The organism is gamma proteobacterium symbiont of Lampromicra miyakona, from assembly GCF_059730895.1.
In genome coordinates, this window is sequence record NZ_AP035932.1 from 369455 (window position 1) to 393786 (window position 24332).

Genomic DNA, 24332 nt, shown 5'->3' on the forward strand with positions numbered 1-24332 from the left:
ACGATGGCGAAACTGCATGATTACTACAAAGACGAAGTAGTCCAGAAACTCATGACAGAGTTTGGCTACAATTCTGTCATGCAAGTCCCTCGGGTCGAGAAGATCACCCTGAACATGGGTGTTGGTGAAGCGATCGCTGACAAGAAACTGCTGGATAACGCAGCAGCTGACCTGGCAGCAATCTCCGGTCAAAAACCGCTGATCACCAAAGCACGCAAATCAGTTGCAGGCTTCAAAATCCGTCAGGGCTATCCGATCGGCTGTAAAGTAACTCTGCGTGGCGAGCGCATGTGGGAGTTCTTTGAGCGTCTGATCACTATTGCTGTACCGCGTATCCGTGACTTCCGTGGTCTGTCCGCGAAGTCTTTCGACGGTCGTGGTAACTACAGCATGGGCGTTCGTGAGCAGATCATCTTCCCAGAAATCGACTACGACAAAGTCGATCGCGTTCGTGGTTTGGATATCACCATTACCACTACTGCGAAATCTGATGATGAAGGCCGTGCTCTGCTGGCTGCCTTTGACTTCCCGTTCCGCAAGTAAGGTAGGGTTACTTAATGGCTAAGCAATCTATGAAAGCACGCGAAGTTAAGCGTGTGAAATTAGCAGACAAGTTCTTCGCAAAACGCGCTGAACTGAAAGCGATCATTTCTGATGTGAACGCATCCGACGAAGACCGTTGGAACGCCGTTCTCAAGCTGCAGAGTCTGCCGCGTGATTCCAGCCCTTCACGTCAGCGTAACCGCTGCCGTCAGACAGGTCGTCCGCACGGTTTCCTGCGGAAGTTTGGGTTGAGCCGTATCAAGGTCCGTGAAGCCGCAATGCGCGGTGAAATCCCGGGTCTGAAAAAGGCTAGCTGGTAATTGTCACCATTTGAATCACGGGAGTAACACAGATGAGCATGCAAGATCCGATCGCGGATATGCTGACCCGTATCCGTAACGGTCAGGCCGCGAACAAAGTTGCGGTCTCTATGCCTTCCTCCAAGCTGAAAGTGGCAATTGCCAACGTGCTGAAGGAAGAAGGCTATATTCAAGATTTTAAAATCGAAGGCGACATCAAGCCGGAACTGGAACTGACTCTTAAGTACTTCCAGGGTAAAGCTGTTGTAGAAAGCATTCAGCGTGTTAGCCGTCCAGGTCTGCGCATCTATAAGAAAAAAGATGAGCTGCCAAAAGTTATGGCCGGTCTGGGCATTGCTGTAATTTCTACCTCTAAAGGTGTCATGACTGATCGTGCAGCGCGCCAGGCTGGTCTTGGTGGCGAAATTATCTGCTACGTAGCGTAATCGGAGGATAAAATGTCTCGTGTTGCAAAAGCACCTGTCGTTGTTCCTGCCGGCGTAGAGGTAAAACTCAACGGTCAGGAAGTTTCGATCAAAGGCAAAAACGGCGAGCTGACTCGTACTATCAACAGTGCTGTAGAAGTTAAGCATGCAGACAACGCCCTAACTTTCGCTCCACGCGAAGGTTATGCGGATGGTTGGGCACAGGCAGGTACTGCCCGTGCGCTGCTGAACGGCATGGTTATCGGTGTTACCGAAGGCTTCACCAAGAAGCTGCAACTGGTTGGTGTTGGTTATCGTGCAGCTGTTAAAGGCAACTCTGTGAGTCTGGCCCTGGGCTTCTCTCACCCGGTTGACCATGCACTGCCGGCCGGCATCACTGCTGAATGTCCAACTCAGACTGAGATCGTGCTGAAAGGCGCTGATAAACAGCTGATTGGTCAGGTTGCAGCTGATCTGCGCGCCTACCGTCGTCCTGAGCCTTACAAAGGCAAGGGTGTTCGTTACGCCGACGAAGTCGTGCGTACCAAAGAGGCTAAGAAGAAGTAAGGTAACACTATGGATAAGAAATCTGCTCGTATCCGTCGTGCGACCCGTGCACGTCGCAAGCTCAAAGAGCTGGGTGCTACTCGCCTGGTGGTACATCGTACCCCGCGTCACATTTACGCACAGGTAATCGCCCCGAACGGTTCCGAAGTTCTGGTTGCTGCTTCTACTGTAGAAAAAGCTATCGCTGAACAACTGAAGTATACCGGTAACAAAGACGCCGCTGCAGCTGTAGGTAAAGCTCTGGCTGAGCGCGCTATCGAAAAAGGCATCAAAGATGTTTCTTTCGACCGTTCCGGTTTCCAATATCATGGTCGCGTCCAGGCACTTGCAGATGCTGCTCGTGAAGCTGGCCTTCAGTTCTAAGGTAGAGGTCTAAGATGGCACACATCGAGAAACAAGCTGGCGACCTGCAGGAAAAACTGATCGCGGTAAACCGTGTCTCTAAAACTGTGAAAGGTGGTCGTATTTTCTCCTTCACCGCTCTGACTGTAGTGGGTGATGGTAACGGCCGCGTTGGTTTTGGTTACGGTAAAGCGCGTGAAGTTCCAGCAGCGATCCAGAAAGCGATGGAAAAAGCTCGTCGCAATATGGTTAATGTCGCGCTGACTCACGGCACCCTGCAGCACCCGGTTAAAGGTGCGCACACGGGTTCTCGTGTGTTCATGCAGCCGGCTTCTGAAGGTACCGGTATCATCGCCGGCGGTGCAATGCGCGCCGTTCTGGAAGTCGCTGGAGTTCATAACGTTCTGGCTAAAGCCTATGGTTCCACCAACCCGATCAACGTGGTTCGTGCAACTATCGACGGCCTGGGCAATATGAAGTCTCCGGATATGGTTGCTGCCAAGCGTGGTAAATCCGTTGAAGAAATTCTGGGGTAATCACGATGGCTAAGACAATCAAAATTACACAAACCCGTAGCTCAATCGGCCGCCTGCCTAAGCACAAAGCCACTCTGGTTGGTCTGGGTCTGCGTCGTATTGGTCACACCGTTGAGCGTGAAGACACGCCAGCTGTACGCGGTATGATCAACGCGATTTCTTACATGCTGAAAGTGGAGGAGTAAGAGATGCGTTTAAACACTCTGTCTCCGGCCGAAGGGTCTAAACACGCTTCCAAGCGTCTGGGCCGTGGTATCGGTTCTGGCCTCGGTAAAACCGGCGGTCGTGGTCACAAAGGTCAGAAGTCTCGTTCTGGCGGTGGCGTACGTCGTGGTTTCGAGGGTGGTCAGATGCCTCTGTACCGTCGTCTGCCGAAGTTCGGCTTCACCTCGCGCAAATCATTCGTGACTGCAGAAGTGCGTCTGTCTGATCTGGCGAAAGTGGAAGGCGGTATCGTCGACCTGAACACGCTGAAAGCAGCTAACATCATCGGTGTACAGATTGAGTTCGCGAAAGTGATCCTGTCTGGTGAAGTATCTGCACCTGTTACGATTCGTGGTCTGCGTGTCACCAAAGGTGCTCGTGCTGCAATCGAAGCTGCTGGCGGTAAAATCGAGGAATAAGTAGCAGATGGCAAAGCAACCGGGATTAGATTTTCAAAGTGCCAAAGGTGGCTTTGGTGAACTGAAGCGCAGACTGTTGTTTGTAATCGGTGCACTGATTGTCTTCCGTATTGGCTCTTTTATTCCAATCCCCGGTATCGATGCCACTGTACTTGCCAAACTGCTTGAGCAACAGCGTGGCACCATCATTGAAATGTTTAACATGTTCTCTGGTGGTGCTCTCAGTCGTGCCTCAATCTTCGCGCTGGGTATTATGCCGTATATTTCGGCCTCTATTATTATCCAGCTGCTGACGGTGGTTCATCCCGCGTTGGCCGAGATTAAGAAAGAGGGTGAAGCTGGTCGTCGTAAGATCAGCCAGTACACTCGCTACGGCACACTGGTTCTGGCTATATTCCAGTCGATCGGTATTGCTACCGGTCTGCCGAATATGCCTGGAATGCAGGGCCTGGTATTAAATCCAGGCTTTGCTTTCTACTTTACCGCTGTTGTAAGTCTGGTCACCGGAACCATGTTCCTGATGTGGCTGGGCGAACAGATTACTGAACGAGGTATCGGTAACGGTATTTCGATCATTATCTTCGCGGGTATTGTTGCGGGTTTACCGCCGGCCATTGGCCATACCATCGAGCAAGCGCGGCAAGGCGACCTGCACTTCCTTCTGTTGCTGTTGGTTGCAGTTCTTGTATTTGCAGTGACGTTCTTTGTTATTTTCGTTGAGCGTGGCCAGCGCCGCATTGTGGTCAACTACGCTAAACGTCAGCAAGGTCGTCGTGTATATGCTGCACAGAGCACACATTTACCGTTGAAAGTGAACATGGCGGGCGTAATCCCAGCCATCTTTGCTTCCAGCATTATCCTGTTCCCGGCGACGATAGCATCCTGGTTCGGGGGCGGTACCGGTTGGAACTGGCTGACAACAATTTCGCTGTATTTGCAGCCAGGACAGCCGCTTTATGTGCTACTCTATGCGACTGCAATCATCTTCTTCTGTTTCTTCTACACGGCGTTGGTTTTCAACCCGCGTGAAACAGCAGATAACCTGAAGAAGTCTGGTGCATTCGTACCGGGAATTCGTCCGGGAGAGCAAACGGCGAAGTACATCGATAAAGTAATGACACGTCTGACCTTAATCGGCGCACTGTATATTACTTTTATCTGCCTGATCCCGGAGTTCATGCGTGATGCCATGAAGGTTCCCTTCTACTTTGGCGGCACCTCGCTGCTGATTGTAGTGGTTGTCATCATGGACTTTATGGCTCAAGTGCAAACTCTGATGATGTCCAGTCAGTACGAGTCTGCATTGAAGAAAGCTAACCTGAAAGGCTATGGCCGTTAATTCAGTAGCTTGAGAAGTTACGGAGAGTAAAAATGAAAGTTCGTGCTTCCGTCAAGAAATTATGTCGTAACTGCAAAATCATTCGTCGCGACGGTGTCGTACGTGTGATCTGCAGCTCCGAGCCTAAGCATAAACAGCGCCAGGGCTGATTAAGTCACATATTTTTCTTGCAAAGTCGGGTTGAGCTGGCTAGATTAGCCAGCCAATCTTTTGTATGTCGATGCGTTTCCATTTGAGTATCCTGAAAACGGGCTTTTCAGCATGGTACGCATTTATTTAATTATAGGAGTGCATAGTGGCCCGTATAGCAGGCATTAACATTCCTGATCAAAAACATACCGTTATCGCATTAACTTCGATCTTCGGTATCGGCAAAACCCGTTCTAAAGCCATCTGCGCTGAAACGGGCATCGCTGAAAATGTTAAGATCAGTGAGCTGTCTGAAGAACAAATTGATCAGCTGCGTGAAGCAGTTGGTAAATTCGTTGTTGAAGGTGATCTGCGCCGTGAAATCACCCTGAGCATCAAGCGTCTGATGGACCTTGGTTGCTACCGTGGTTTACGCCATCGTCGTGGTCTGCCGGTGCGCGGTCAGCGTACTAAGACCAACGCACGTACCCGTAAGGGTCCGCGTAAACCGATCAAGAAATAATCGGGGTGAGTAAATAATGGCAAAGGCACCAGTTCGTGCACGTAAGCGTGTAAGAAAACAAGTCTCAGATGGCGTGGCTCATGTCCATGCGTCTTTTAACAACACCATCGTTACTATTACTGATCGTCAGGGTAACGCACTGGGTTGGGCAACCGCCGGTGGTTCCGGTTTCCGCGGTTCACGTAAATCTACTCCGTTTGCTGCTCAGGTCGCTGCAGAGCGCTGTGCAGAAGCCGTGAAAGATTACGGTATTAAGAACCTGGAAGTTATGGTTAAGGGTCCGGGTCCAGGCCGCGAATCTACTATTCGTGCTCTGAACGCCGCTGGTTTCCGCATCACTAATATTACTGATGTGACTCCGATCCCTCACAACGGTTGTCGTCCGCCGAAAAAACGTCGCGTTTAACGTTCCGTTTTTTAGGTTAGTTGGAGAAAGAAAATGGCAAGATATTTGGGTCCTAAGCTCAAGCTGAGCCGTCGTGAGGGCACTGACTTATTCCTTAAGTCTGGCGTTCGCGCGATTGATTCCAAGTGCAAAATTGAACAAGCCCCTGGTCAGCATGGTGCGCGTAAACCGCGTCTGTCTGATTACGGCGGCCAGTTACGTGAAAAGCAAAAAGTTCGTCGTATCTACGGCGTGCTGGAGCGTCAGTTCCGTAACTACTATAAAGAAGCAGCGCGTCTGAAAGGCAACACCGGTGAAAACCTGTTAGCTCTGCTGGAAGGTCGTCTGGATAACGTAGTTTACCGTATGGGCTTTGGTGCCACTCGTGCAGAAGCACGTCAGCTGGTTAGCCACAAATCTGTAATGGTAAACGGTCGCGTTGTTAACATCGCTTCTTATCAGGTATCTCCGAATGATGTCGTAAGCATCCGTGAGAAAGCCAAAAAGCAATCTCGCGTGAAGGCCGCTCTGGAGCTGGCTGAGCAGCGTGAAAAGCCAACCTGGCTGGAAGTTGATGCGACTAAGATGGAAGGTGTGTTCAAGCGTATTCCTGAGCGTACCGATCTGTCTGCGGACATTAACGAACACCTGATCGTCGAGCTTTACTCTAAGTAAAGCTTAGTACCAAAGAGAGGACACAATGCAGGGTTCTGTGACAGAGTTTCTAAAACCGCGCCTGGTAGATATCGAGCAAGTGAGTTCGACGCACGCCAAGGTGACCCTTGAGCCGTTAGAGCGTGGCTTTGGCCATACTCTTGGTAACGCACTGCGCCGTATTCTGCTTTCTTCCATGCCGGGTTGCGCGGTGACCGAGGTTGAGATTGATGGCGTGCTGCACGAGTACTCCACCAAAGAGGGCGTACAGGAAGATATCCTGGAAATCCTGCTCAATCTGAAAGGGCTGGCGGTAAGAGTTCAGGGTAAAGATGAAGTCATCCTTACGCTGAATAAATCTGGCATTGGCCCTGTGACTGCAGCCGACATTACCCACGACGGTGATGTCGAAATCGTCAAGCCGCAGCATGTGATCTGCCATCTGACCGATGAAAACGCGTCTATTAGCATGCGTATCAAAGTTCAGCGTGGTCGTGGTTATGTGCCGGCTTCTGCCCGAATTCATTCGGAAGAAGATGAGCGCCCAATCGGCCGTCTGTTGGTTGACGCTTGCTACAGCCCTGTAGACCGTATCGCCTACAATGTTGAAGCAGCGCGTGTAGAACAGCGCACCGACCTGGACAAGCTGGTCATCGAAATGGAAACCAACGGCACAATCGATCCTGAAGAGGCGATTCGTCGTGCGGCAACCATCCTGGCAGAACAACTGGAAGCTTTCGTTGACTTACGTGATGTACGTCAGCCGGAAGTCAAAGAAGAGAAACCAGAATTCGATCCGATCCTGCTGCGCCCTGTTGACGATCTGGAATTGACTGTCCGCTCTGCTAACTGCCTCAAGGCAGAAGCTATCCACTACATCGGTGATCTGGTACAGCGTACCGAGGTTGAGCTGCTTAAAACGCCTAACCTGGGTAAAAAATCTCTTACCGAGATTAAAGACGTGCTCGCATCACGTGGTCTGTCTCTGGGCATGCGCCTGGAAAACTGGCCACCGGCAAGCATTGCTGATGAATAACCGGATCGCAGGTTAAGGTTTCACTGAGAAGGATAAGGTCATGCGCCATCGTAAGAGTGGTCGTCAACTGAACCGCAACAGCAGCCATCGTCAGGCTATGTTCCGCAACATGGCTGGTTCTCTGGTTCGTCATGAGATCATTAAGACGACTCTGCCGAAAGCCAAAGAGCTGCGTCGCGTAGTTGAGCCGCTGATTACTCTTGCCAAGACCGACAGCGTAGCTAATCGTCGTCTGGCATTCGCCCGTACTCGTGATAACGAGATCGTGGCAAAACTGTTTAACGAGCTGGGCCCGCGTTTCGCGAGCCGTGCCGGTGGTTACACTCGCATTCTGAAGTGTGGCTTCCGTGCTGGTGACAACGCTCCGATGGCTTACATCGAGCTGGTTGATCGTCCAGAAGCTCAAGCAGAAGCTGCTGCAGAGTAATTTGCAGTAACGTAAAAAACCCGCTTCGGCGGGTTTTTTATTGCCTGTCATTTCTTCCCATTTCCCCTCCATTCGCTATGCTGTTGGCAGACATGCCTGCAGGAGGTTTCTATGTGGCTTATCGATCAGCTGGCTGAGCAACACATCCGCGCCGCGCAGGAAAAGGGTGAGCTGAGCAATCTGCCTGGTGAAGGTGCGCCGCTCACGCTGGACGATGACTGTGGTGTGCCGGCGGAATTGCGCAGTGCCTGGCGACTGCTGAAAAACGCCGGCTATCTCCCACCGGAACTGGAGATGCGCCGCGACGCGCTGGCACTGAGCGATTTGCTTCGCGAACTCGATCCTGATGACAACGAGGCGCGCGAACTGGCCAAGCGCCTGACATTGCTGGAAATGAAACTGCAGCAGGCCGGCATGAGCACCGATTTTCTGCGTGGCGAATACCGCCCGGCGATCGGTCAGCGGCTACAGCAGGAGAAATAGTATGTATCGCATTGGCCAGCTGGCAAAACTGGCGGACGTGACGCCGGATACCATTCGCTTTTATGAAAAGCAGCAGATGATGGATCATGAGGTACGCACCGAGGGCGGCTTCCGCCTGTACAGCGATAACGATCTGCAGCGCCTGCGTTTTATCCGTTACGGCCGGCAGCTTGGTTTCAGCCTGGAATCGATCCGCGACCTGCTGTCGATCCGCATCGATCCAGAGCATCACACCTGTGAAGAGTCAAAAGCGATCGTGGCGAAACGGCTGGATGAGGTGAACAGTATGATTGGCGAACTGCAAATCATTCAGCGCTCACTGCAACGGCTGGCGGAAACCTGTTGTGGCGACCGCCACAGTAGCGCCTGCTGTTCGATCCTCGAGGCACTGGAAACCGGTGAAGATCCGCATCCTGAAATTTGTTGTAGTAAGGATTGAATTCTGGCGCACAGGGACTATAGTTGCGCCATCACTAACCGGAGGACGATATGAGTCACTATCAGCATCGAAAAGGCAAAATTAACGATAACGCCCTGGAAGCCCTGTTACACGATCCGCTGTATCGCCAGCGAGTTGAGCGCAATCAGAAGGGGAAAGGCAGCTACAGGCGTAAAGATAAACACGCGAAGGGAGCGAATCAGGAGGTCAGCGGTAAGCAACAGTGTTTACCTCTGGCCTTCTGCTTTAGTGACAAAAAAGCCGCCTGAACAGGCGGCTTTTATTCATCACACTTTATTATTTTGTTGCTTAAGCAGGTCGCGAATCTCGGTCAGCAGCACTTCTTCATTAGTCGGTTTAGGCGCTGGTTTTTCCACTTCTTTCTTTTTATACAGTTTATTCATTACTTTGATGGCAATGAAGATAGCAAACGCCACGATGATGAAATCAAATACCGTCTGAATAAAGTTACCGTATTCCATCACCACCGCGGGGATATCGCCTTCTGCTGGCTTGAGTACCCATTTAAACTGCTTAAAGTCGACGCCGCCAATCAGTAAACCGAGCGGTGGCATAATGATGTTCGCAACCAGTGACGATACGATCTTACCGAACGCAGCACCGATGATCACACCGACCGCCAGGTCCACTACGTTGCCGCGCATCGCGAAATCACGAAACTCTTTGAATAAACTCATTGTTATCTCCTTGCCTTGGCCAATGGCTAAAGTCTAACAAACCTTCGTGTAATTGCCATTATAACAATGGATTAAACACCACTCTCACTTCAGCCCAATCACAACGCGTTACAGGAAGAACGGGCTCGGCTGGAACAGACGCTCAACGTCCGGCACAAACTTTTTGTCGGTGAGGAACATGATCACGTGGTCGCCTTGCTCAATACGCACATTATCATTGGCGATGATCACGTCATCACCACGCACCACCGCGCCGATAATCGTGCCCGGCGGCAGTTTAATATCTTCAATCAGGCGGCCGACCACGCGCGAAGTGGTTTCATCACCGTGGGCAATGGCCTCGATGGCTTCCGCAATACCGCGGCGCAGTGAAGAGACGCCGACAATATCGGCTTTGCGCACGTGGCCAAGCAGCGCAGAAATCGTGGCCTGCTGCGGTGAGATCGCAATGTCGATCACGCTGCCCTGCACCAGATCGACATAGGCGCGACGCTGGATCAGCACCATCACCTTTTTCGCGCCCATCTTTTTGGCCAGCATCGCTGACATGATATTGGCTTCATCGTCGTTGGTGACGGCGATAAACAGATCAACCTGATCGACATGCTCTTCTGCCAGCAGTTCCTGATCCGAGGCATCGCCATAGAACACGATGGTATCCTGCAGATGTTCAGCCAGTTCAGCTGCGCGCTGCTGATTACGTTCAATCAGCTTAACGCTGTACTGCTTCTCCAGCCGTTGCGCCAGGCCAAAGCCGATATTACCGCCGCCGACCAGCATAATGCGTTTATAGGGCTTTTCGAGCCGCTGCATCTCGCTCATCACCGCACGAATATGCTGACTGGCGGCAATGAAAAACACTTCATCGCCAGCTTCGACGATCGTCGATCCCTGCGGGCGGATCGGACGATCCTGACGGAAAATCGCGGCTACGCGGGTATCGATATGCGGCATATGTTCACGCAGGATCGACAGCGGATTGCCCACCAGCGGTCCGCCGTAATAGGCTTTGACCACTGCCAGGCTGACTTTGCCCTCGGCAAAATTCACCACCTGCAACGCGCCAGGGTACTGAATCAGCCGATAGATATTGTCGATCACCAGCTGTTCAGGCGAGATCAAATGGTCGATGGGTACCGCTTCCGGCACGAACAGCTTTTCCGCATCGCGCAGATAATCGGCGGCGCGGATACGGGCAATGCGGTTTGGCGTGTTAAACAGCGAGTAAGCAATCTGACAGGCAATCATGTTGGTTTCGTCAGAACTGGTGACCGCCACCAGCATATCCGCATCTTCGGCGCCGGCTTCACGCAACACGCGCGGGTGCGAACCATGGCCCTGCACCACGCGCAGGTCAAACTTATCCTGCAGCACGCGTAAGCGTGAGGGATCGCTATCAACCACGGTGATGTCATTGTTTTCGCCCACCAGGTTTTCAGCGAGCGTGCCGCCCACCTGGCCGGCGCCGAGGATAATAATTTTCATGGATACGTTGCTCTTGTCACTGTGCGCTGCACTATTTTTTCATCAGCTTAGCGTAGAAGAAACCGTCGCCGCCATCGATGGCAGGGAAAACCTGCCAGCCGTTAAGTTGCCCCTGTGGCAGTGCCTGCGGCACCGCATCGTCATGCGTCGCGAGGAAAGCCTCGATCTGCTGCTGGTTCTCCTGCGGCAGCACTGAGCAGGTGGCATAAAGCAGCGTACCGCCCGATTTCAGGCGTGGCCAGATGGCCGCCAGAATCTCACGCTGTAGCGCGGCGAGTTCGTCGATATCGCGATCGCGGCGTAGCCATTTGATATCCGGATGGCGTCGAATAACGCCGGTGGCCGAGCAGGGCGCATCCAGCAGGATGCGGTCGAATTGCTGCTCGTCGCACCAGGCCGCTGGCGTGCGGCCATCGCCCTGACGCACGTCAGCCTGCATCCCCAGACGCTGCAGGTTTTCCGTCACGCGCGAAAGGCGCTGCGCATCGATATCCACCGCCATCACGCGGGCCTGCGGCGCAATTTCGAGAATATGGGTGGTTTTGCCGCCGGGCGCAGCGCACAGGTCGAGAATGGTTTCGCCGTTTTCCGGCGCCAGCAGCAGGGCACAACGCTGAGCAGAGAGATCCTGCACCGTCACCCAGCCCTGCTCAAAGCCTGGCAGTTGACTGACCGGAGCCGGTGCTTCAAGACGCAGCGCATCCGGCGCGTCAGCACTAAACGCATTTTGATTCTGCTGAGTTAATAGCGCCAGCCAGGCGTCACGGCTGTGATGCTGACGATTCACGCGCAGCCACATTGGTGGTCGCTGATTGTTTGCTTCCACAATCTGCTGCCACTGCTCCGGCCACGCGGTCTGCAGCCGTTTCAGCAGCCAGCCCGGATGCCAGTAGCGCTGCGGGCCCTGATTGACCTCCGCCAGCAGTGCGTCCTGCTGACGCTGGAACTGACGCAGCACGCCGTTAAGCAAGCCTTTCAGATTTGCCCGCTTCAGTGCTTCAGCCCCGGCCACGGTTTCGGCCAGCGCGGCGTGCGGCGGAACGCGGGTATACAGCAGCTGATACAGGCCCACCATGATCAGATAGTGCAGCACGCGCTGTTTGCCGGTTAACGGCCGCGCCATCAGCTTATTAATCAACGCTTCCAGCTGCGGCAGCGTGCGCGTCACGCCAAAACACAACTCCTGCAGCAGCGCGCCATCGTTGTTTGCCAGCGTTTTTTGCGCAGCGGGCAGAATCGCGCTCAGCGATTCCCCTTTATCCACCACGCGTTCAATCAGTTGCGCGGCAAGGCTGCGCAGGTTGGTCGCTTTTTTCATATTCATTCATCAAACAAAAAGCCCGGCGGAAACCGGGCTGGAGAATCAGGCCAGAACGGTGCCGGGTGTAAACCATTCACGACGCGAATTGAGCAGATCCTGCGCCGCCATGGCTTTTTTGCCGGCAGGCTGCAGTGAGAGCAGATTCAGCACGCCGTCAGCGGTCGCGATCTGGATGCCGTGTTTGTCAGCCTGCAGAATTTCTCCCGGCTGGGCGCTGCGGTGTGGTAACACGCTGGCCTGCCAGACTTTAACCGGCTGATCGTCGATGAGGAAATAACTCACCGGCCACGGATTGAAGGCGCGAATGCACCGTTCCAGCTGAACAGCAGAGAGCGACCAGTCAAGACGTGCCTCTTCTTTGCTGAGCTTTTCCGCGTAAGTTACCAGGGTCTCATCCTGCACTTCGGGCTGCGCGCTGCCGGCGGCCAGCAGACTGAGCGTGGTCAGCATCCCCTGCGGGCCCAGCTGCGCCAGCTTGTCGTACAGCGATGCGCTGGTATCGTCGGCATTAATCGGGCAGGTTATTTTGTGCAGCATATCGCCGGTATCCAGACCCACGTCCATCTGCATGATGGTCACACCGGTTTCGTTATCGCCGGCCCACAGTGAGCGCTGAATCGGCGCCGCACCGCGCCAGCGCGGCAGCAGCGAGCCGTGTACGTTGATGCAGCCAAGGCGCGGCATCGTCAGCACCGCCTGAGGCAGGATCAGACCATAAGCGACGACCACCATCACATCGGCCTGTAGCCCGGCAACCAGCTGCTGATTCTCTTCCGGCTTCAGGGACTTTGGCTGAAACACGGGGATATCATGCGCCTGAGCCAGCACTTTTACCGGGCCCGGCGTGAGTTTGTTGCCACGTCCGGCAGGGCGGTCGGGCTGAGTAAAGACGCCAACCACCTGATGCTCAGAAGCAAGCAGCGCGTCGAGATGACGCGCTGCGAAGTCAGGAGTACCGGCAAAGATGATTTTTAACGGTGCAGACACAGTTCAACCTTCTGTTCGCTCTCAGGATGCGCGCGCATTCTGGCGGGCCAGTTTTTCCAGTTTCTGTTTAATACGCTGACGCTTCAGCGGCGACAGATAATCAATAAACAGTTTACCGTCGAGATGGTCGATCTCATGCTGGATGCAGATCGCCAGCAGACCGTCGGTTTCCAGCTCGAAGCTGTTACCGTCGCGATCCAGCGCGCGCACTTTGACCCGCTCGGCACGCGGCACAAACGCCCGCTGTTCCGGGATCGACAGGCAACCCTCTTCGATACCGGTTTCGCCGCTTTTTTCCAGCAGCTCCGGGTTAATCAGCACCAGGCGCTCTTCGCGGCTTTCAGAAACATCAATCACGATGATGCGCTGGTGAATGTCCACCTGCGTCGCCGCCAGACCAATGCCTTCTTCGGCGTACATGGTCTCAAACATATCGTCGACAATACGCTGAACGTCAGCATTCACAGCCGCAACGGGTGCAGCAATTTTGCGAAGGCGATCGTCAGGGAAATGTAATACCTGCAAAACTGACATAAATATCCAGATCTGTATGCGTTAAAGAAAAGATTACTGCCTCATATTGTAGACTTTTTAGGGCTTGATTGACAGCATTGTGCCGCATCAGAGCACGGCTGACAGGGAGCGCAGCATGGAACGCAGTGAAAGGATTATCAGGCTGACTTACGTCTGGGGTTTAAGCGGTGAGCGCGCCTGTCAGTTCATCATGGCGCTTCTGGCCGCCAGCCACGTTGACGACGCGTGGCTGCAGCAGCACGGGCTGGACGACACGCAGCGGCAGCAGTTTCTCGCCCTCTGTCCACGCCAGCTGGAAAAAACGCAGCGCTGGCTGCAACAGGCGCAACATCATCTGATCGCCTGCACCGACGCACATTATCCCGCCCGGCTGCGGGAAATCAGCCGCTATCCGGCTGCCCTTTATATAGCGGGTGACCTCTCTGCACTGGCGACCCCGCAGTTGGCGGTGGTCGGCAGTCGTCACTGTTCACCGTATGGCAGAGAATGGGGCAGCTGGTTTACCCAGCAGCTGGCGCTAAGCGGTTTGACCATCACCAGCGGGCTGGCGCGCGGTATTGATGGCGTGGCGCATCGTGCCGCGCTGGAAGTGCAGGGCAAAACTCTGGCCGTGCTGGGCAGCGGGCTGAATCATCTCTATCCGAAAAGCCATCAGCCGCTGGCACAGGAGATCATCGCCAGCGGCGGCGCGCTGGTTTCAGAACTGCCGCTGTCGATGGCGCCCCATGCGGTAAATTTCCCGCGGCGTAATCGTATTATCAGCGGCCTGAGCCATGGCGTGCTGGTGGTTGAAGCGTCACTGAAGAGTGGCTCGCTGGTAACGGCGCGGTATGCGCTGGAACAAAACCGTAACGTGTATGCGCTGCCTGGCGCACTGGGTAACCCTGGCTGTGAAGGCACGCACTGGCTGATTCAGCAGGGGGCGCTGCTGGTGGCGCATCCCAACAATATCCTTGAGGATTTGCATTCTGCCCTGCAATGGTTGCCGGCCAGCATCTCAGAAACAATATATTCACAACTCAGTGATGATGTGCCATTGCCATTTCCCAGCGTGTTGGCTAACGTAGGTGATGAGGTTACACCTGTTGACGTCGTCGCTGAACGTGCCGGCCAACCTGTGCCAGTTATCGCAGCGCAATTGCTGGAGCTGGAGTTAGCAGGATGGATCGCAGCTGTACCCGGCGGCTATGTCCGATTGAGGAGGGCATGCCATGTTCGACGTACTTATGTACTTGTTTGAGACGTATATCCACAACGAGGCTGAAATGCGCGTTGACCAGGATAAATTGACCGATGACTTAACCGATGCCGGTTTTCATCGCGAAGATATCTACAATGCGTTGAATTGGCTTGAGCGGTTAGCGGATTATCAGGATGGCCTGGTCGCGCCAGTGTTGCTGGCTAACGATCCGCTCTCCATGCGAATCTACACGGAAGAAGAGAGCCAGCGTTTAGATGCCGAGTGTCGTGGTTTTATTCTGTTCCTGGAACAAATCCAGGTGCTGAATATGGAAACGCGCGAAATGGTCATCGAACGGGTTATGGCGCTTGATACGCTGGAATTCGATCTGGAAGATCTCAAATGGGTGGTGCTGATGGTGCTGTTTAACATCCCCGGGTGTGAAAATGCCTATCAGCAGATGGAAGAACTGTTATTCGACGTCAATGAAGGTATGCTGCATTAATTTGCGATTAATGCATTCGGTAATATGAGTAAATCAGCACTATTTACCGTGCGTAAACACGATCCCTGCCCCGCCTGCGGGGCAGAATTAGTGATACGTGCCGGCAAACACGGGCCTTTTCTCGGCTGTGTGAATTATCCAACCTGTGACTATATCCGCCCGCTGAAAAGTCAGGGTGATGGCCATATTGTCAAAGTGCTGGAAGGCCATGCCTGCCCGCAGTGTGGTGCGGACAAAGTGCTGCGCCAGGGGCGATTCGGCATGTTTGTCGGCTGTAGCCACTATCCGGAGTGTGATTACACGGAAACCATCGATAAGCCGGACGAAACCGCAATTGCCTGCCCGCAGTGCGCCAGCGGCAAGCTGGTGCAGCGCCGTTCACGCTATGGCAAAACCTTCCATGCCTGCGATCGATATCCCGACTGCCAGTTCGCGATCAACGCCACGCCGCTGGAAGGTGTCTGCCCCCATTGCCAGTTCCCGTTATTAATAGAAAAGAAAACCGCACAGGGCATGAAGCGCTTCTGCGCCAGCAAACGCTGCGGCAAGCCCATCGCCCAGGATGAAGAGTGATCATGAACCAGAGCCAGCATGCACCCGGAAGCCTCGACTTCTGCATCGAACAACTTCAGCAACAGCAAGTGATTGCTTACCCTACCGAAGCCGTATTCGGCCTTGGCTGCGATCCGGACAGCGAAAGCGCGGTGATGGCCCTGCTGGAGCTGAAACAGCGCCCGGTAGAAAAGGGGCTGATCCTGATCGCCGCTGATTATACGCAGCTTGAGCCTTATATTGCCGATCGCGAACTCACCGTGCTGCAGCGCGAACGTATGTTTGCCAGCTGGCCGGGTCCGGTCACCTATGTGGTGCCTGCTTCGCCGCATACGCCGCGCTGGTTAACCGGCCGCTTTGATTCGCTGGCGATTCGCGTCAGCGATCATCCGCAGGTCCAGGCGCTGTGTCGCGGATTTGGCAAGCCGCTGGTCTCAACCAGCGCGAATTTAACCGGTCAGCCGCCGTGCCGCAGCGCCGCCGAAGTGGCAGAGCAGTTTGGCTCGCAGTTCCCGGTGTTGCAGGCGGCCACCGGCGGTCGCCTGAATCCTTCTGAAATCCGCGATGCCATCAGCGGTGAACTCATTCGTCAGGGCTGATTATGGAAAAGTTTGCCGTTTTTGGTCATCCCATCGCCCACAGCAAATCTCCGTTTATTCACGCCGCTTTTGCTGAGCAGACCGGTATTGAACATCCTTACGGACGCATCTGCGCACCGCTGGAAGGGTTCCCGCAGGCGATAGAGGCGTTTTTTGCGGCCGGTGGCAAAGGCGCCAATGTTACGCTGCCGTTTAAACAGCAGGCATGGGAATTCGCGGATGAGCTCAGCGAACGCGCGGCATTATCCGGCGCGGTAAATACCTTAAAGAAGAGAGCCGATGGTTCGATTCTGGGTGATAACACGGACGGTATCGGCCTGCTGAGCGATCTGCAACGGCTGCAGCTGATCCGGCCGGGCGATCGTATTCTGCTGGTGGGCGCGGGCGGCGCGGCGCGTGGGGTGATCCTGCCGCTGCTCTCGACGGGCTGCGCGCTGGTGGTGGTAAACCGCACGGCAGAACGCGCGCAACAGCTGGCTGAGCTATTCCAGCACAGTGGGGCGATCCAGGCGATGAGCTTTGATCAACTGGCCGGTGAACGTTTTGATCTGATCATCAATGCCACCTCTAGCGGCGTAGCGGGCGACGTGCCGCCGCTGCCGGTTACGCTGATTGATGCGCAGGTGCGCTGTTACGACATGTTTTATCAGCAGGGGCTGACGCCATTTCTGGCGTGGTGCCAGCAGCACGGCACACAGCAGCTGGCGGATGGACTCGGCATGCTGGTGGGCCAGGCGGCGCATGCGTTTCAGCTGTGGCATGGCGTTATGCCGGAGATCGCGCCGGTCATCGATCAACTTAAACAGGCGATGCAGGCATGAATCAGGCAATCCAGTTTCCCGATCGGGAAAGCTGGGACGCAGTCCTGCAGGCGGTGCTGTTCCCGGTATTAGTGAATGGTATGGGACTGAACTGCGCAATATCGCTGCCGGCGCTGCAGCAGCGTTTTGGTGCCGGAGAGGCGATGGCGCTGTTTAGCGCGCATCGCTGGGATCTGGAGGAAGAGGCGGAACAGCTGCTCCGGGCGGAGCAGGCCGACGATCAGGGCTGGCTGTGGCTGCCCTGAGCCAGATATTCATCTTTCCAGCCGACATAATTGCTGGCGGAGTAAAGCAGTCCGGCTATTTCCGCTTCGCTTAGTGGCCTGATCTGCTTCACCGGGCTGCCTAAATAGAGATAGCCGCTTTGCAGGCGTTTACCAGGTGGCACCAGGCTGCCGGCGCCAATCATCACCTCATCTTCGACGATCGCGCCATCCAGCAGGATCGAGCCCATACCCACCAGCACGCGGTTGCCAATGGTGCAGCCGTGCAGCATTGCTTTATGGCCCACCGTCACGTCTTCACCGATGATCAATGGAAAGCCATCGGGATTACTGCTGGATTTATGCGTAACGTGCAGCACGCTGCCATCCTGGATATTGCTGCGTTTACCAATCACCACTTTATTCACGTCACCGCGAATTGCTACCAGTGGCCAGATGCTGACATCATCAGCCAGTTCGACTTCGCCAACGACCACGCTGCTGCTATCCACCATCACGCGCTCGCCGGTATGGGGAATATGTTGCTTATAAGGGCGCAGGGCTACAGACATTCTATTTCTCCTTTTCTGATGTTTCCCGCTAGCCTGCGGCTTCCGGTGCGGGTAAACAAGCTGATTTTTGCGCGGATCGCTCGCGATCGCAGCGAAAAGAGTGAAAACTCGCCAGTCGATAAAAAAGATCGAAAAAAGGGGTTGTGCAAAAAATCCGGATCCCTATAATGCGCCACCACTGAGACGGCAAAGCGGCAACGCAGGCGGCTCAGCAGGGCGTGAAGCGATTCACCCCGCCGGAGAAAAACGCTGAAAAAAGTGTTTGACTCTGAAGGAGGAAAGTGTAATATACGCCACCTCGCGACAGCAGGCCGAACGCCGCGTCGCACCGCTCTTTAACAATTTATCAGACAATCTGTGTGGGCACTCGCAGGATTGATATCACAAGCCTACGGGCTTTAAAAAATATCAAGTCTTTGCTGAGTGAACACGTAATTCATTACGAAGTTTAATTCACAGAGCATCGCTGCACTCGTTGCAGCAAATCAAACTTTAAATTGAAGAGTTTGATCATGGCTCAGATTGAACGCTGGCGGCAGGCCTAACACATGCAAGTCGAACGGCAGCACAGAAGAGCTTGCTCTTTGGGTGGCGAGTGGCGGACGGGTGAGTAATGTCTGGGAAACTGCCCGATGGAGGGGGATAACTACTGGAAACGGTAGCTAATACCGCATAACGTCGCAAGACCAAAGTGGGGGACCTTCGGGCCTCACACCATCGGATGTGCCCAGATGGGATTAGCTAGTAGGTGGGGTAATGGCTCACCTAGGCGACGATCCCTAGCTGGTCTGAGAGGATGACCAGCCACACTGGAACTGAGACACGGTCCAGACTCCTACGGGAGGCAGCAGTGGGGAATATTGCACAATGGGCGCAAGCCTGATGCAGCCATGCCGCGTGTATGAAGAAGGCCTTCGGGTTGTAAAGTACTTTCAGCGGGGAGGAAGGCGGTGAGGTTAATAACCTTGCCGATTGACGTTACCCGCAGAAGAAGCACCGGCTAACTCCGTGCCAGCAGCCGCGGTAATACGGAGGGTGCAAGCGTTAATCGGAATTACTGGGCGTAAAGCGCACGCAGGCGGTCTGTTAAGTCAGATGTGAAATCCCCGGGCTTAACCTGGGAACTGCATTTGAAACTGGCAGGCTTGAGTCTCGTAGAGGGGGGTAGAATTCCAGGTGTAGCGGTGAAATGCGTAGAGATCTGGAGGAATACCGGTGGCGAAGGCGGCCCCCTGGACGAAGACTGACGCTCAGGTGCGAAAGCGTGGGGAGCAAACAGGATTAGATACCCTGGTAGTCCACGCCGTAAACGATGTCGACTTGGAGGTTGTGCCCTTGAGGCGTGGCTTCCGGAGCTAACGCGTTAAGTCGACCGCCTGGGGAGTACGGCCGCAAGGTTAAAACTCAAATGAATTGACGGGGGCCCGCACAAGCGGTGGAGCATGTGGTTTAATTCGATGCAACGCGAAGAACCTTACCTGGCCTTGACATCCAGAGAACTTAGCAGAGATGCTTTGGTGCCTTCGGGAACTCTGAGACAGGTGCTGCATGGCTGTCGTCAGCTCGTGTTGTGAAATGTTGGGTTAAGTCCCGCAACGAGCGCAACCCTTATCCTTTGTTGCCAGCGGCTCGGCCGGGAACTCAAAGGAGACTGCCGGTGATAAACCGGAGGAAGGTGGGGATGACGTCAAGTCATCATGGCCCTTACGGCCAGGGCTACACACGTGCTACAATGGCGCATACAAAGAGAAGCGACCTCGCGAGAGCAAGCGGACCTCATAAAGTGCGTCGTAGTCCGGATTGGAGTCTGCAACTCGACTCCATGAAGTCGGAATCGCTAGTAATCGTAGATCAGAATGCTACGGTGAATACGTTCCCGGGCCTTGTACACACCGCCCGTCACACCATGGGAGTGGGTTGCAAAAGAAGTAGGTAGCTTAACCTTCGGGAGGGCGCTTACCACTTTGTGATTCATGACTGGGGTGAAGTCGTAACAAGGTAACCGTAGGGGAACCTGCGGTTGGATCACCTCCTTACCTGAAGATACCTTCCCGCGAAGTGCTCACACAGATTGTCTGATAGAAAAGTAACGAGCAGAAAAAACCTCTACAGGCTTGTAGCTCAGGTGGTTAGAGCGCACCCCTGATAAGGGTGAGGTCGGTGGTTCAAGTCCACTCAGGCCTACCAGATTTCTTCTCATGCCGCGTTATGTTTCCGGCTCGCATAGTTCACTATGCTTCGCGAAAACATGCCTTGCCTGAGACGAAATCACATTTCCCGTGTGAGAAACGTGACTCCTGGTGAGTGGATGTAGATGGTCTCTGCAGTGACTGTATGGGGCTATAGCTCAGCTGGGAGAGCGCCTGCCTTGCACGCAGGAGGTCAGCGGTTCGATCCCGCTTAGCTCCACCATTACAGTACTGAAACTTACTTCAGAGTATACCGGCGACGGTGTGCTGCGAAGTATTTGCTCTTTAACAATCCGGAACAAGCTGAAAATTTGAAACGACGCGTCGTATTCATTCTCCGTAATAAGAATGAAGCAACGATGCGTTCGGGTCTCTCAAATGCTTGCAGTCTGCAGCGTTGCAAAACGCCTGTGGGTTGTGAGGTTAAGCGACTAAGCGTACACGGTGGATGCCCTGGCAGTCAGAGGCGATGAAGGACGTGCTAATCTGCGAAAAGCGACGGTAAGGTGATATGAACCGCTACAGCCGTCGATGTCCGAATGGGGAAACCCGGTGCACTCTGTGCATCATCGTTTGATGAATACATAGTCAAACGAGGCGAACCGGGGGAACTGAAACATCTAAGTACCCCGAGGAAAAGAAATCAACCGAGATTCCCCCAGTAGCGGCGAGCGAACGGGGAGCAGCCCAGGACCTGAATCAGCTTGTGCATCAGTGGAAGCGTCTGGAAAGTCGCGCGATACCGGGTGACAGCCCCGTACACGAAGATGCATGAGCTGTGAGTCCGACGAGTAGGGCGGGACACGTGGTATCCTGTCTGAACATGGGGGGACCATCCTCCAAGGCTAAATACTCCTGACTGACCGATAGTGAACCAGTACCGTGAGGGAAAGGCGAAAAGAACCCCGGCGAGGGGAGTGAAACAGAACCTGAAACCGTGTACGTACAAGCAGTGGGAGCCTACCTGTTAGGTGACTGCGTACCTTTTGTATAATGGGTCAGCGACTTATATTCTGTAGCAAGGTTAACCGCATAGGGGAGCCGAAGGGAAACCGAGTCTTAATTGGGCGTTAAGTTGCAGGGTATAGACCCGAAACCCGGTGATCTAGCCATGGGCAGGTTGAAGGTTGGGTAACACTAACTGGAGGACCGAACCGACTAATGTTGAAAAATTAGCGGATGACTTGTGGCTGGGGGTGAAAGGCCAATCAAACCGGGAGATAGCTGGTTCTCCCCGAAAGCTATTTAGGTAGCGCCTCGTGAACTCATCTCCGGGGGTAGAGCACTGTTTCGGCTAGGGGGCCATCCCGGCTTACCAACCCGATGCAAACTGCGAATACCGGAGAATGTTATCACGGGAGACACACGGCGGGTGCTAACGTCCGTCGTGAAGAGGGAAACAACCCAGACCGCCAGCTAAGGTCCCAAAGTCATGGTTAAGTGGGAAACGATGTGGGAAGGCACAGACAGCCAGGATGTTGGCTTAGAAGCAGCCATCATTTAAAGAAAGCGTAATAGCTCACTGGTCGAGTCGGCCTGCGCGGAAGATGTAACGGGGCTAAACCATGCACCGAAGCTGCGGCAGCGACACTATGTGTTGTTGGGTAGGGGAGCGTTCTGTAAGCCGCTGAAGGTGTGCTGTGAGGCATGCTGGAGGTATCAGAAGTGCGAATGCTGACATAAGTAACGATAAAGCGGGTGAAAAGCCCGCTCGCCGGAAGACCAAGGGTTCCTGTCCAACGTTAATCGGGGCAGGGTGAGTCGACCCCTAAGGCGAGGCTGAAAAGCGTAGTCGATGGGAAACAGGTTAATATTCCTGTACTTGGTGTTACTGCGAAGGGGGGACGGAGAAGGCTAGGTTATCCGGGCGACGGTTGTCCCGGTTTAAGCGTGCAGGTGTGAAGACCAGGCAAATCCGGTCTTCTTTAACACTGAGGCGTGACGACGAGCCGCCACGGCGGTGAAGTAACTGATGCCCTGCTTCCAGGAAAAGCCTCTAAGCTCCAGGTAACACGAAATCGTACCCCAAACCGACACAGGTGGTCAGGTAGAGAATACCAAGGCGCTTGAGAGAACTCGGGTGAAGGAACTAGGCAAAATGGTGCCGTAACTTCGGGAGAAGGCACGCTGGCGCGTAGGTGAAGGGACTTGCTCCCGGAGCCGAGGCCAGTCGAAGATACCAGCTGGCTGCAACTGTTTATTAAAAACACAGCACTGTGCAAACACGAAAGTGGACGTATACGGTGTGACGCCTGCCCGGTGCCGGAAGGTTAATTGATGGGGTTATCCGCAAGGAGAAGCTCTTGATCGAAGCCCCGGTAAACGGCGGCCGTAACTATAACGGTCCTAAGGTAGCGAAATTCCTTGTCGGGTAAGTTCCGACCTGCACGAATGGCGTAATGATGGCCAGGCTGTCTCCACCCGAGACTCAGTGAAATTGAAATCGCTGTGAAGATGCAGTGTACCCGCGGCAAGACGGAAAGACCCCGTGAACCTTTACTATAGCTTGACACTGAACATTGAGCCTTGATGTGTAGGATAGGTGGGAGGCTTTGAAGCGCGGACGCCAGTCTGCGTGGAGCCAACCTTGAAATACCACCCTTTAATGTTTGATGTTCTAACGTAGGCCCGTAATCCGGGCTGCGGACAGTGTCTGGTGGGTAGTTTGACTGGGGCGGTCTCCTCCCAAAGCGTAACGGAGGAGCACGAAGGTTGGCTAATTCTGGTCGGACATCAGGAGGTTAGTGCAATGGCATAAGCCAGCTTGACTGCGAGAGTGACGGCTCGAGCAGGTGCGAAAGCAGGTCATAGTGATCCGGTGGTTCTGAATGGAAGGGCCATCGCTCAACGGATAAAAGGTACTCCGGGGATAACAGGCTGATACCGCCCAAGAGTTCATATCGACGGCGGTGTTTGGCACCTCGATGTCGGCTCATCACATCCTGGGGCTGAAGTAGGTCCCAAGGGTACGGCTGTTCGCCGTTTAAAGTGGTACGCGAGCTGGGTTTAGAACGTCGTGAGACAGTTCGGTCCCTATCTGCCGTGGGCGCTGGAGAATTGAGGGGGGTTGCTCCTAGTACGAGAGGACCGGAGTGAACGCACCGCTGGTGTTCGGGTTGTCATGCCAATGGCACTGCCCGGTAGCTAAGTGCGGAAGAGATAAGTGCTGAAAGCATCTAAGCACGAAACTTGCCCCGAGATGAGTTCTCCCTGACCCTTTAAGGGTCCTGAAGGGACGTTGAAGACGACGACGTTGATAGGCCGGGTGTGTAAGCGCAGCGATGCGTTGAGCTAACCGGTACTAATGACCCGTGAGGCTTAACCTTACAACGCCAGAGGCGTTTTGGTCTGAGAGACCGAAAGAATTTTCAGCATTGTTCACCGGATTACGTCCAGTGGATTTTGTGCTGTGACAAGGCGGCACGCGAGACGACGTGAAGGAGCATACACGAGTATGTGACTGAGCGGCGCGAGCGGGGCAACGCAGTCAGAGCGCGAAAGACGCGGACGAAAACAGAATTTGCCTGGCGGCAACAGCGCGGTGGTCCCACCTGACCCCATGCCGAACTCAGAAGTGAAACGCCGTAGCGCCGATGGTAGTGTGGGGCCTCCCCATGCGAGAGTAGGGAACTGCCAGGCATCAAATTTAGTGTGCTGATATGGCTCAGTTGGTAGAGCGCACCCTTGGTAAGGGTGAGGTCCCCAGTTCGACTCTGGGTATCAGCACCAGTTATGGCATGAGTTCGGTTTAAAAAGAATTTGCCTGGCGGCAACAGCGCGGTGGTCCCACCTGACCCCATGCCGAACTCAGAAGTGAAACGCCGTAGCGCCGATGGTAGTGTGGGGTCTCCCCATGCGAGAGTAGGGAACTGCCAGGCATCAAACACGAAAGCCCTGAACAGATGTTCAGGGCTTTTTTGTTTTCCGCGGTGACCT

General features: G+C 54.2%; 30 protein-coding genes, 3 tRNA genes and 4 rRNA genes. 31 read left to right on the forward strand and 6 right to left on the reverse strand.

Features of this window, described 5'->3' with window-relative positions; genetic code table 11:
* Positions 1-3 precede the first annotated feature (3 nt).
* From rplE to AC6I8P_RS01795, 18 genes are all read left to right on the forward strand, one after another.
* Entirely contained in the window at positions 4-543 is a 540-nt protein-coding gene (rplE, locus tag AC6I8P_RS01710; protein WP_013510763.1) for a 50S ribosomal protein L5, read from the forward strand.
* Between the two features lie 14 nt (positions 544-557).
* Positions 558-863 (forward strand): 30S ribosomal protein S14, encoded by a 306-nt coding sequence (gene rpsN, locus AC6I8P_RS01715; RefSeq protein WP_010618564.1) that lies wholly within the window; start codon positions 558-560, stop codon positions 861-863.
* A gap of 32 nt (positions 864-895) precedes the next feature.
* On the forward strand, positions 896-1288 hold the full coding sequence (gene rpsH / locus AC6I8P_RS01720) for a 30S ribosomal protein S8 (protein WP_021508220.1): 393 nt from the start codon (positions 896-898) through the stop codon (positions 1286-1288).
* 12 nt (positions 1289-1300) lie between these two features.
* Complete coding sequence (gene rplF, locus AC6I8P_RS01725; RefSeq protein ID WP_007891676.1) at positions 1301-1834, forward strand: 50S ribosomal protein L6; 534 nt, start codon at positions 1301-1303, stop codon at positions 1832-1834.
* 9 nt (positions 1835-1843) lie between these two features.
* The gene (gene rplR, locus AC6I8P_RS01730; RefSeq protein ID WP_013510760.1) at positions 1844-2197 is read left to right on the forward strand and encodes a 50S ribosomal protein L18; all 354 of its coding nucleotides are present in this window, start codon (positions 1844-1846) and stop codon (positions 2195-2197) included.
* Positions 2198-2211: 14 nt separating this feature from the next.
* Positions 2212-2712: a 30S ribosomal protein S5 gene (gene rpsE / locus AC6I8P_RS01735; RefSeq protein ID WP_010618560.1), complete on the forward strand. Its 501-nt coding sequence runs from the start codon at positions 2212-2214 to the stop codon at positions 2710-2712.
* A 5-nt stretch (positions 2713-2717) separates the two neighbouring features.
* Complete coding sequence (rpmD, locus tag AC6I8P_RS01740; RefSeq protein ID WP_013510758.1) at positions 2718-2897, forward strand: 50S ribosomal protein L30; 180 nt, start codon at positions 2718-2720, stop codon at positions 2895-2897.
* 3 nt (positions 2898-2900) lie between these two features.
* Positions 2901-3335, forward strand: coding sequence for a 50S ribosomal protein L15 (gene rplO / locus AC6I8P_RS01745; RefSeq protein WP_021508221.1), 435 nt, complete (start codon positions 2901-2903; stop codon positions 3333-3335).
* Between the two features lie 7 nt (positions 3336-3342).
* Positions 3343-4674, forward strand: a complete 1332-nt coding sequence (secY, locus tag AC6I8P_RS01750) for a preprotein translocase subunit SecY (RefSeq protein WP_021508222.1) — start codon at positions 3343-3345, stop codon at positions 4672-4674.
* Positions 4675-4706: 32 nt separating this feature from the next.
* Positions 4707-4823 (forward strand): 50S ribosomal protein L36, encoded by a 117-nt coding sequence (gene rpmJ, locus AC6I8P_RS01755; RefSeq protein WP_071813610.1) that lies wholly within the window; start codon positions 4707-4709, stop codon positions 4821-4823.
* 146 nt (positions 4824-4969) lie between these two features.
* A complete protein-coding gene (gene rpsM / locus AC6I8P_RS01760; protein WP_021508223.1) occupies positions 4970-5326 on the forward strand; it encodes a 30S ribosomal protein S13 in 357 nt (118 codons plus the stop codon).
* Between the two features lie 16 nt (positions 5327-5342).
* Positions 5343-5732, forward strand: coding sequence for a 30S ribosomal protein S11 (gene rpsK, locus AC6I8P_RS01765; RefSeq protein WP_004160563.1), 390 nt, complete (start codon positions 5343-5345; stop codon positions 5730-5732).
* 33 nt (positions 5733-5765) lie between these two features.
* Positions 5766-6386 (forward strand): 30S ribosomal protein S4, encoded by a 621-nt coding sequence (gene rpsD, locus AC6I8P_RS01770; RefSeq protein WP_010618555.1) that lies wholly within the window; start codon positions 5766-5768, stop codon positions 6384-6386.
* Positions 6387-6411: 25 nt separating this feature from the next.
* Positions 6412-7401 (forward strand): DNA-directed RNA polymerase subunit alpha, encoded by a 990-nt coding sequence (locus tag AC6I8P_RS01775; protein ID WP_007891688.1) that lies wholly within the window; start codon positions 6412-6414, stop codon positions 7399-7401.
* A gap of 40 nt (positions 7402-7441) precedes the next feature.
* Positions 7442-7828, forward strand: coding sequence for a 50S ribosomal protein L17 (gene rplQ / locus AC6I8P_RS01780; RefSeq protein ID WP_003850180.1), 387 nt, complete (start codon positions 7442-7444; stop codon positions 7826-7828).
* Between the two features lie 111 nt (positions 7829-7939).
* Entirely contained in the window at positions 7940-8311 is a 372-nt protein-coding gene (locus AC6I8P_RS01785; protein ID WP_150360732.1) for a DnaJ family domain-containing protein, read from the forward strand.
* Position 8312: 1 nt separating this feature from the next.
* The gene (gene zntR / locus AC6I8P_RS01790; protein WP_498030928.1) at positions 8313-8750 is read left to right on the forward strand and encodes a Zn(2+)-responsive transcriptional regulator; all 438 of its coding nucleotides are present in this window, start codon (positions 8313-8315) and stop codon (positions 8748-8750) included.
* Positions 8751-8800: 50 nt separating this feature from the next.
* On the forward strand, positions 8801-9019 hold the full coding sequence (locus AC6I8P_RS01795; protein WP_498030929.1) for an alternative ribosome-rescue factor A: 219 nt from the start codon (positions 8801-8803) through the stop codon (positions 9017-9019).
* 18 nt (positions 9020-9037) lie between these two features.
* Here AC6I8P_RS01795 and mscL read toward each other — a convergent pair whose 3' ends face one another.
* The 5 genes from mscL to def all read right to left on the reverse strand — a co-directional run bounded on the left by mscL (position 9038) and on the right by def (position 13775).
* Complete coding sequence (gene mscL, locus AC6I8P_RS01800) at positions 9038-9448, reverse strand: large-conductance mechanosensitive channel protein MscL (RefSeq protein ID WP_021508227.1); 411 nt, start codon at positions 9446-9448, stop codon at positions 9038-9040.
* Positions 9449-9556: 108 nt separating this feature from the next.
* A complete protein-coding gene (gene trkA, locus AC6I8P_RS01805) occupies positions 9557-10933 on the reverse strand; it encodes a Trk system potassium transporter TrkA (protein WP_021508228.1) in 1377 nt (458 codons plus the stop codon).
* A gap of 31 nt (positions 10934-10964) precedes the next feature.
* Positions 10965-12251: a 16S rRNA (cytosine(967)-C(5))-methyltransferase RsmB gene (rsmB, locus tag AC6I8P_RS01810; protein ID WP_127834653.1), complete on the reverse strand. Its 1287-nt coding sequence runs from the start codon at positions 12249-12251 to the stop codon at positions 10965-10967.
* A gap of 45 nt (positions 12252-12296) precedes the next feature.
* On the reverse strand, positions 12297-13241 hold the full coding sequence (fmt, locus tag AC6I8P_RS01815; protein WP_058759898.1) for a methionyl-tRNA formyltransferase: 945 nt from the start codon (positions 13239-13241) through the stop codon (positions 12297-12299).
* A gap of 21 nt (positions 13242-13262) precedes the next feature.
* Positions 13263-13775 carry a peptide deformylase gene (def, locus tag AC6I8P_RS01820; RefSeq protein ID WP_021508231.1) on the reverse strand — a complete coding sequence of 171 codons (513 nt, stop codon included), beginning with the start codon at positions 13773-13775 and terminating at the stop codon, positions 13263-13265.
* 115 nt (positions 13776-13890) lie between these two features.
* Between def and dprA the strand changes: the two genes are divergently transcribed.
* From dprA to AC6I8P_RS01850, 6 genes are read left to right on the forward strand one after another with little or no spacing between them, the layout of a single operon-like run.
* A complete protein-coding gene (gene dprA, locus AC6I8P_RS01825) occupies positions 13891-15015 on the forward strand; it encodes a DNA-protecting protein DprA (protein WP_058782021.1) in 1125 nt (374 codons plus the stop codon).
* Positions 14987-15460: a DUF494 family protein Smg gene (gene smg / locus AC6I8P_RS01830; protein ID WP_031279836.1), complete on the forward strand. Its 474-nt coding sequence runs from the start codon at positions 14987-14989 to the stop codon at positions 15458-15460. The genes dprA and smg overlap by 29 nt, the downstream gene beginning before the upstream one ends.
* A gap of 24 nt (positions 15461-15484) precedes the next feature.
* On the forward strand, positions 15485-16033 hold the full coding sequence (locus tag AC6I8P_RS01835; protein WP_058782020.1) for a DNA topoisomerase family protein: 549 nt from the start codon (positions 15485-15487) through the stop codon (positions 16031-16033).
* A 2-nt stretch (positions 16034-16035) separates the two neighbouring features.
* On the forward strand, positions 16036-16611 hold the full coding sequence (tsaC, locus tag AC6I8P_RS01840) for an L-threonylcarbamoyladenylate synthase type 1 TsaC (RefSeq protein WP_058782019.1): 576 nt from the start codon (positions 16036-16038) through the stop codon (positions 16609-16611).
* A 2-nt stretch (positions 16612-16613) separates the two neighbouring features.
* Complete coding sequence (aroE, locus tag AC6I8P_RS01845; protein WP_058759901.1) at positions 16614-17432, forward strand: shikimate dehydrogenase; 819 nt, start codon at positions 16614-16616, stop codon at positions 17430-17432.
* Entirely contained in the window at positions 17429-17677 is a 249-nt protein-coding gene (locus AC6I8P_RS01850) for a DUF1488 family protein (protein WP_058782018.1), read from the forward strand. The genes aroE and AC6I8P_RS01850 overlap by 4 nt, the downstream gene beginning before the upstream one ends.
* Here AC6I8P_RS01850 and AC6I8P_RS01855 read toward each other — a convergent pair.
* Positions 17653-18207: a gamma carbonic anhydrase family protein gene (locus AC6I8P_RS01855; protein WP_058759903.1), complete on the reverse strand. Its 555-nt coding sequence runs from the start codon at positions 18205-18207 to the stop codon at positions 17653-17655. The two genes, AC6I8P_RS01850 and AC6I8P_RS01855, sit on opposite strands and share 25 nt — an antisense overlap.
* A gap of 494 nt (positions 18208-18701) precedes the next feature.
* On the opposite strand from AC6I8P_RS01855, the gene AC6I8P_RS01860 reads away from it, so the two are divergent.
* From AC6I8P_RS01860 to rrf (AC6I8P_RS01890), 7 genes are all read left to right on the forward strand, one after another.
* Positions 18702-20243 (forward strand): 16S ribosomal RNA (locus AC6I8P_RS01860).
* 74 nt (positions 20244-20317) lie between these two features.
* A tRNA-Ile gene (locus AC6I8P_RS01865) sits at positions 20318-20394 on the forward strand.
* Between the two features lie 149 nt (positions 20395-20543).
* Positions 20544-20619: transfer RNA gene (locus tag AC6I8P_RS01870), tRNA-Ala, on the forward strand.
* Positions 20620-20817: 198 nt separating this feature from the next.
* Positions 20818-23722: ribosomal RNA gene (locus AC6I8P_RS01875) — 23S ribosomal RNA — on the forward strand.
* Positions 23723-23919: 197 nt separating this feature from the next.
* Positions 23920-24035: ribosomal RNA gene (rrf, locus tag AC6I8P_RS01880) — 5S ribosomal RNA — on the forward strand.
* Between the two features lie 14 nt (positions 24036-24049).
* A tRNA-Thr gene (locus AC6I8P_RS01885) sits at positions 24050-24125 on the forward strand.
* A gap of 33 nt (positions 24126-24158) precedes the next feature.
* A 5S ribosomal RNA gene (gene rrf, locus AC6I8P_RS01890) occupies positions 24159-24274 on the forward strand.
* Together the 16S, 23S and 5S rRNA genes with 3 tRNA genes alongside form the textbook arrangement of a ribosomal RNA operon.
* Positions 24275-24332: the final 58 nt, after the last annotated feature.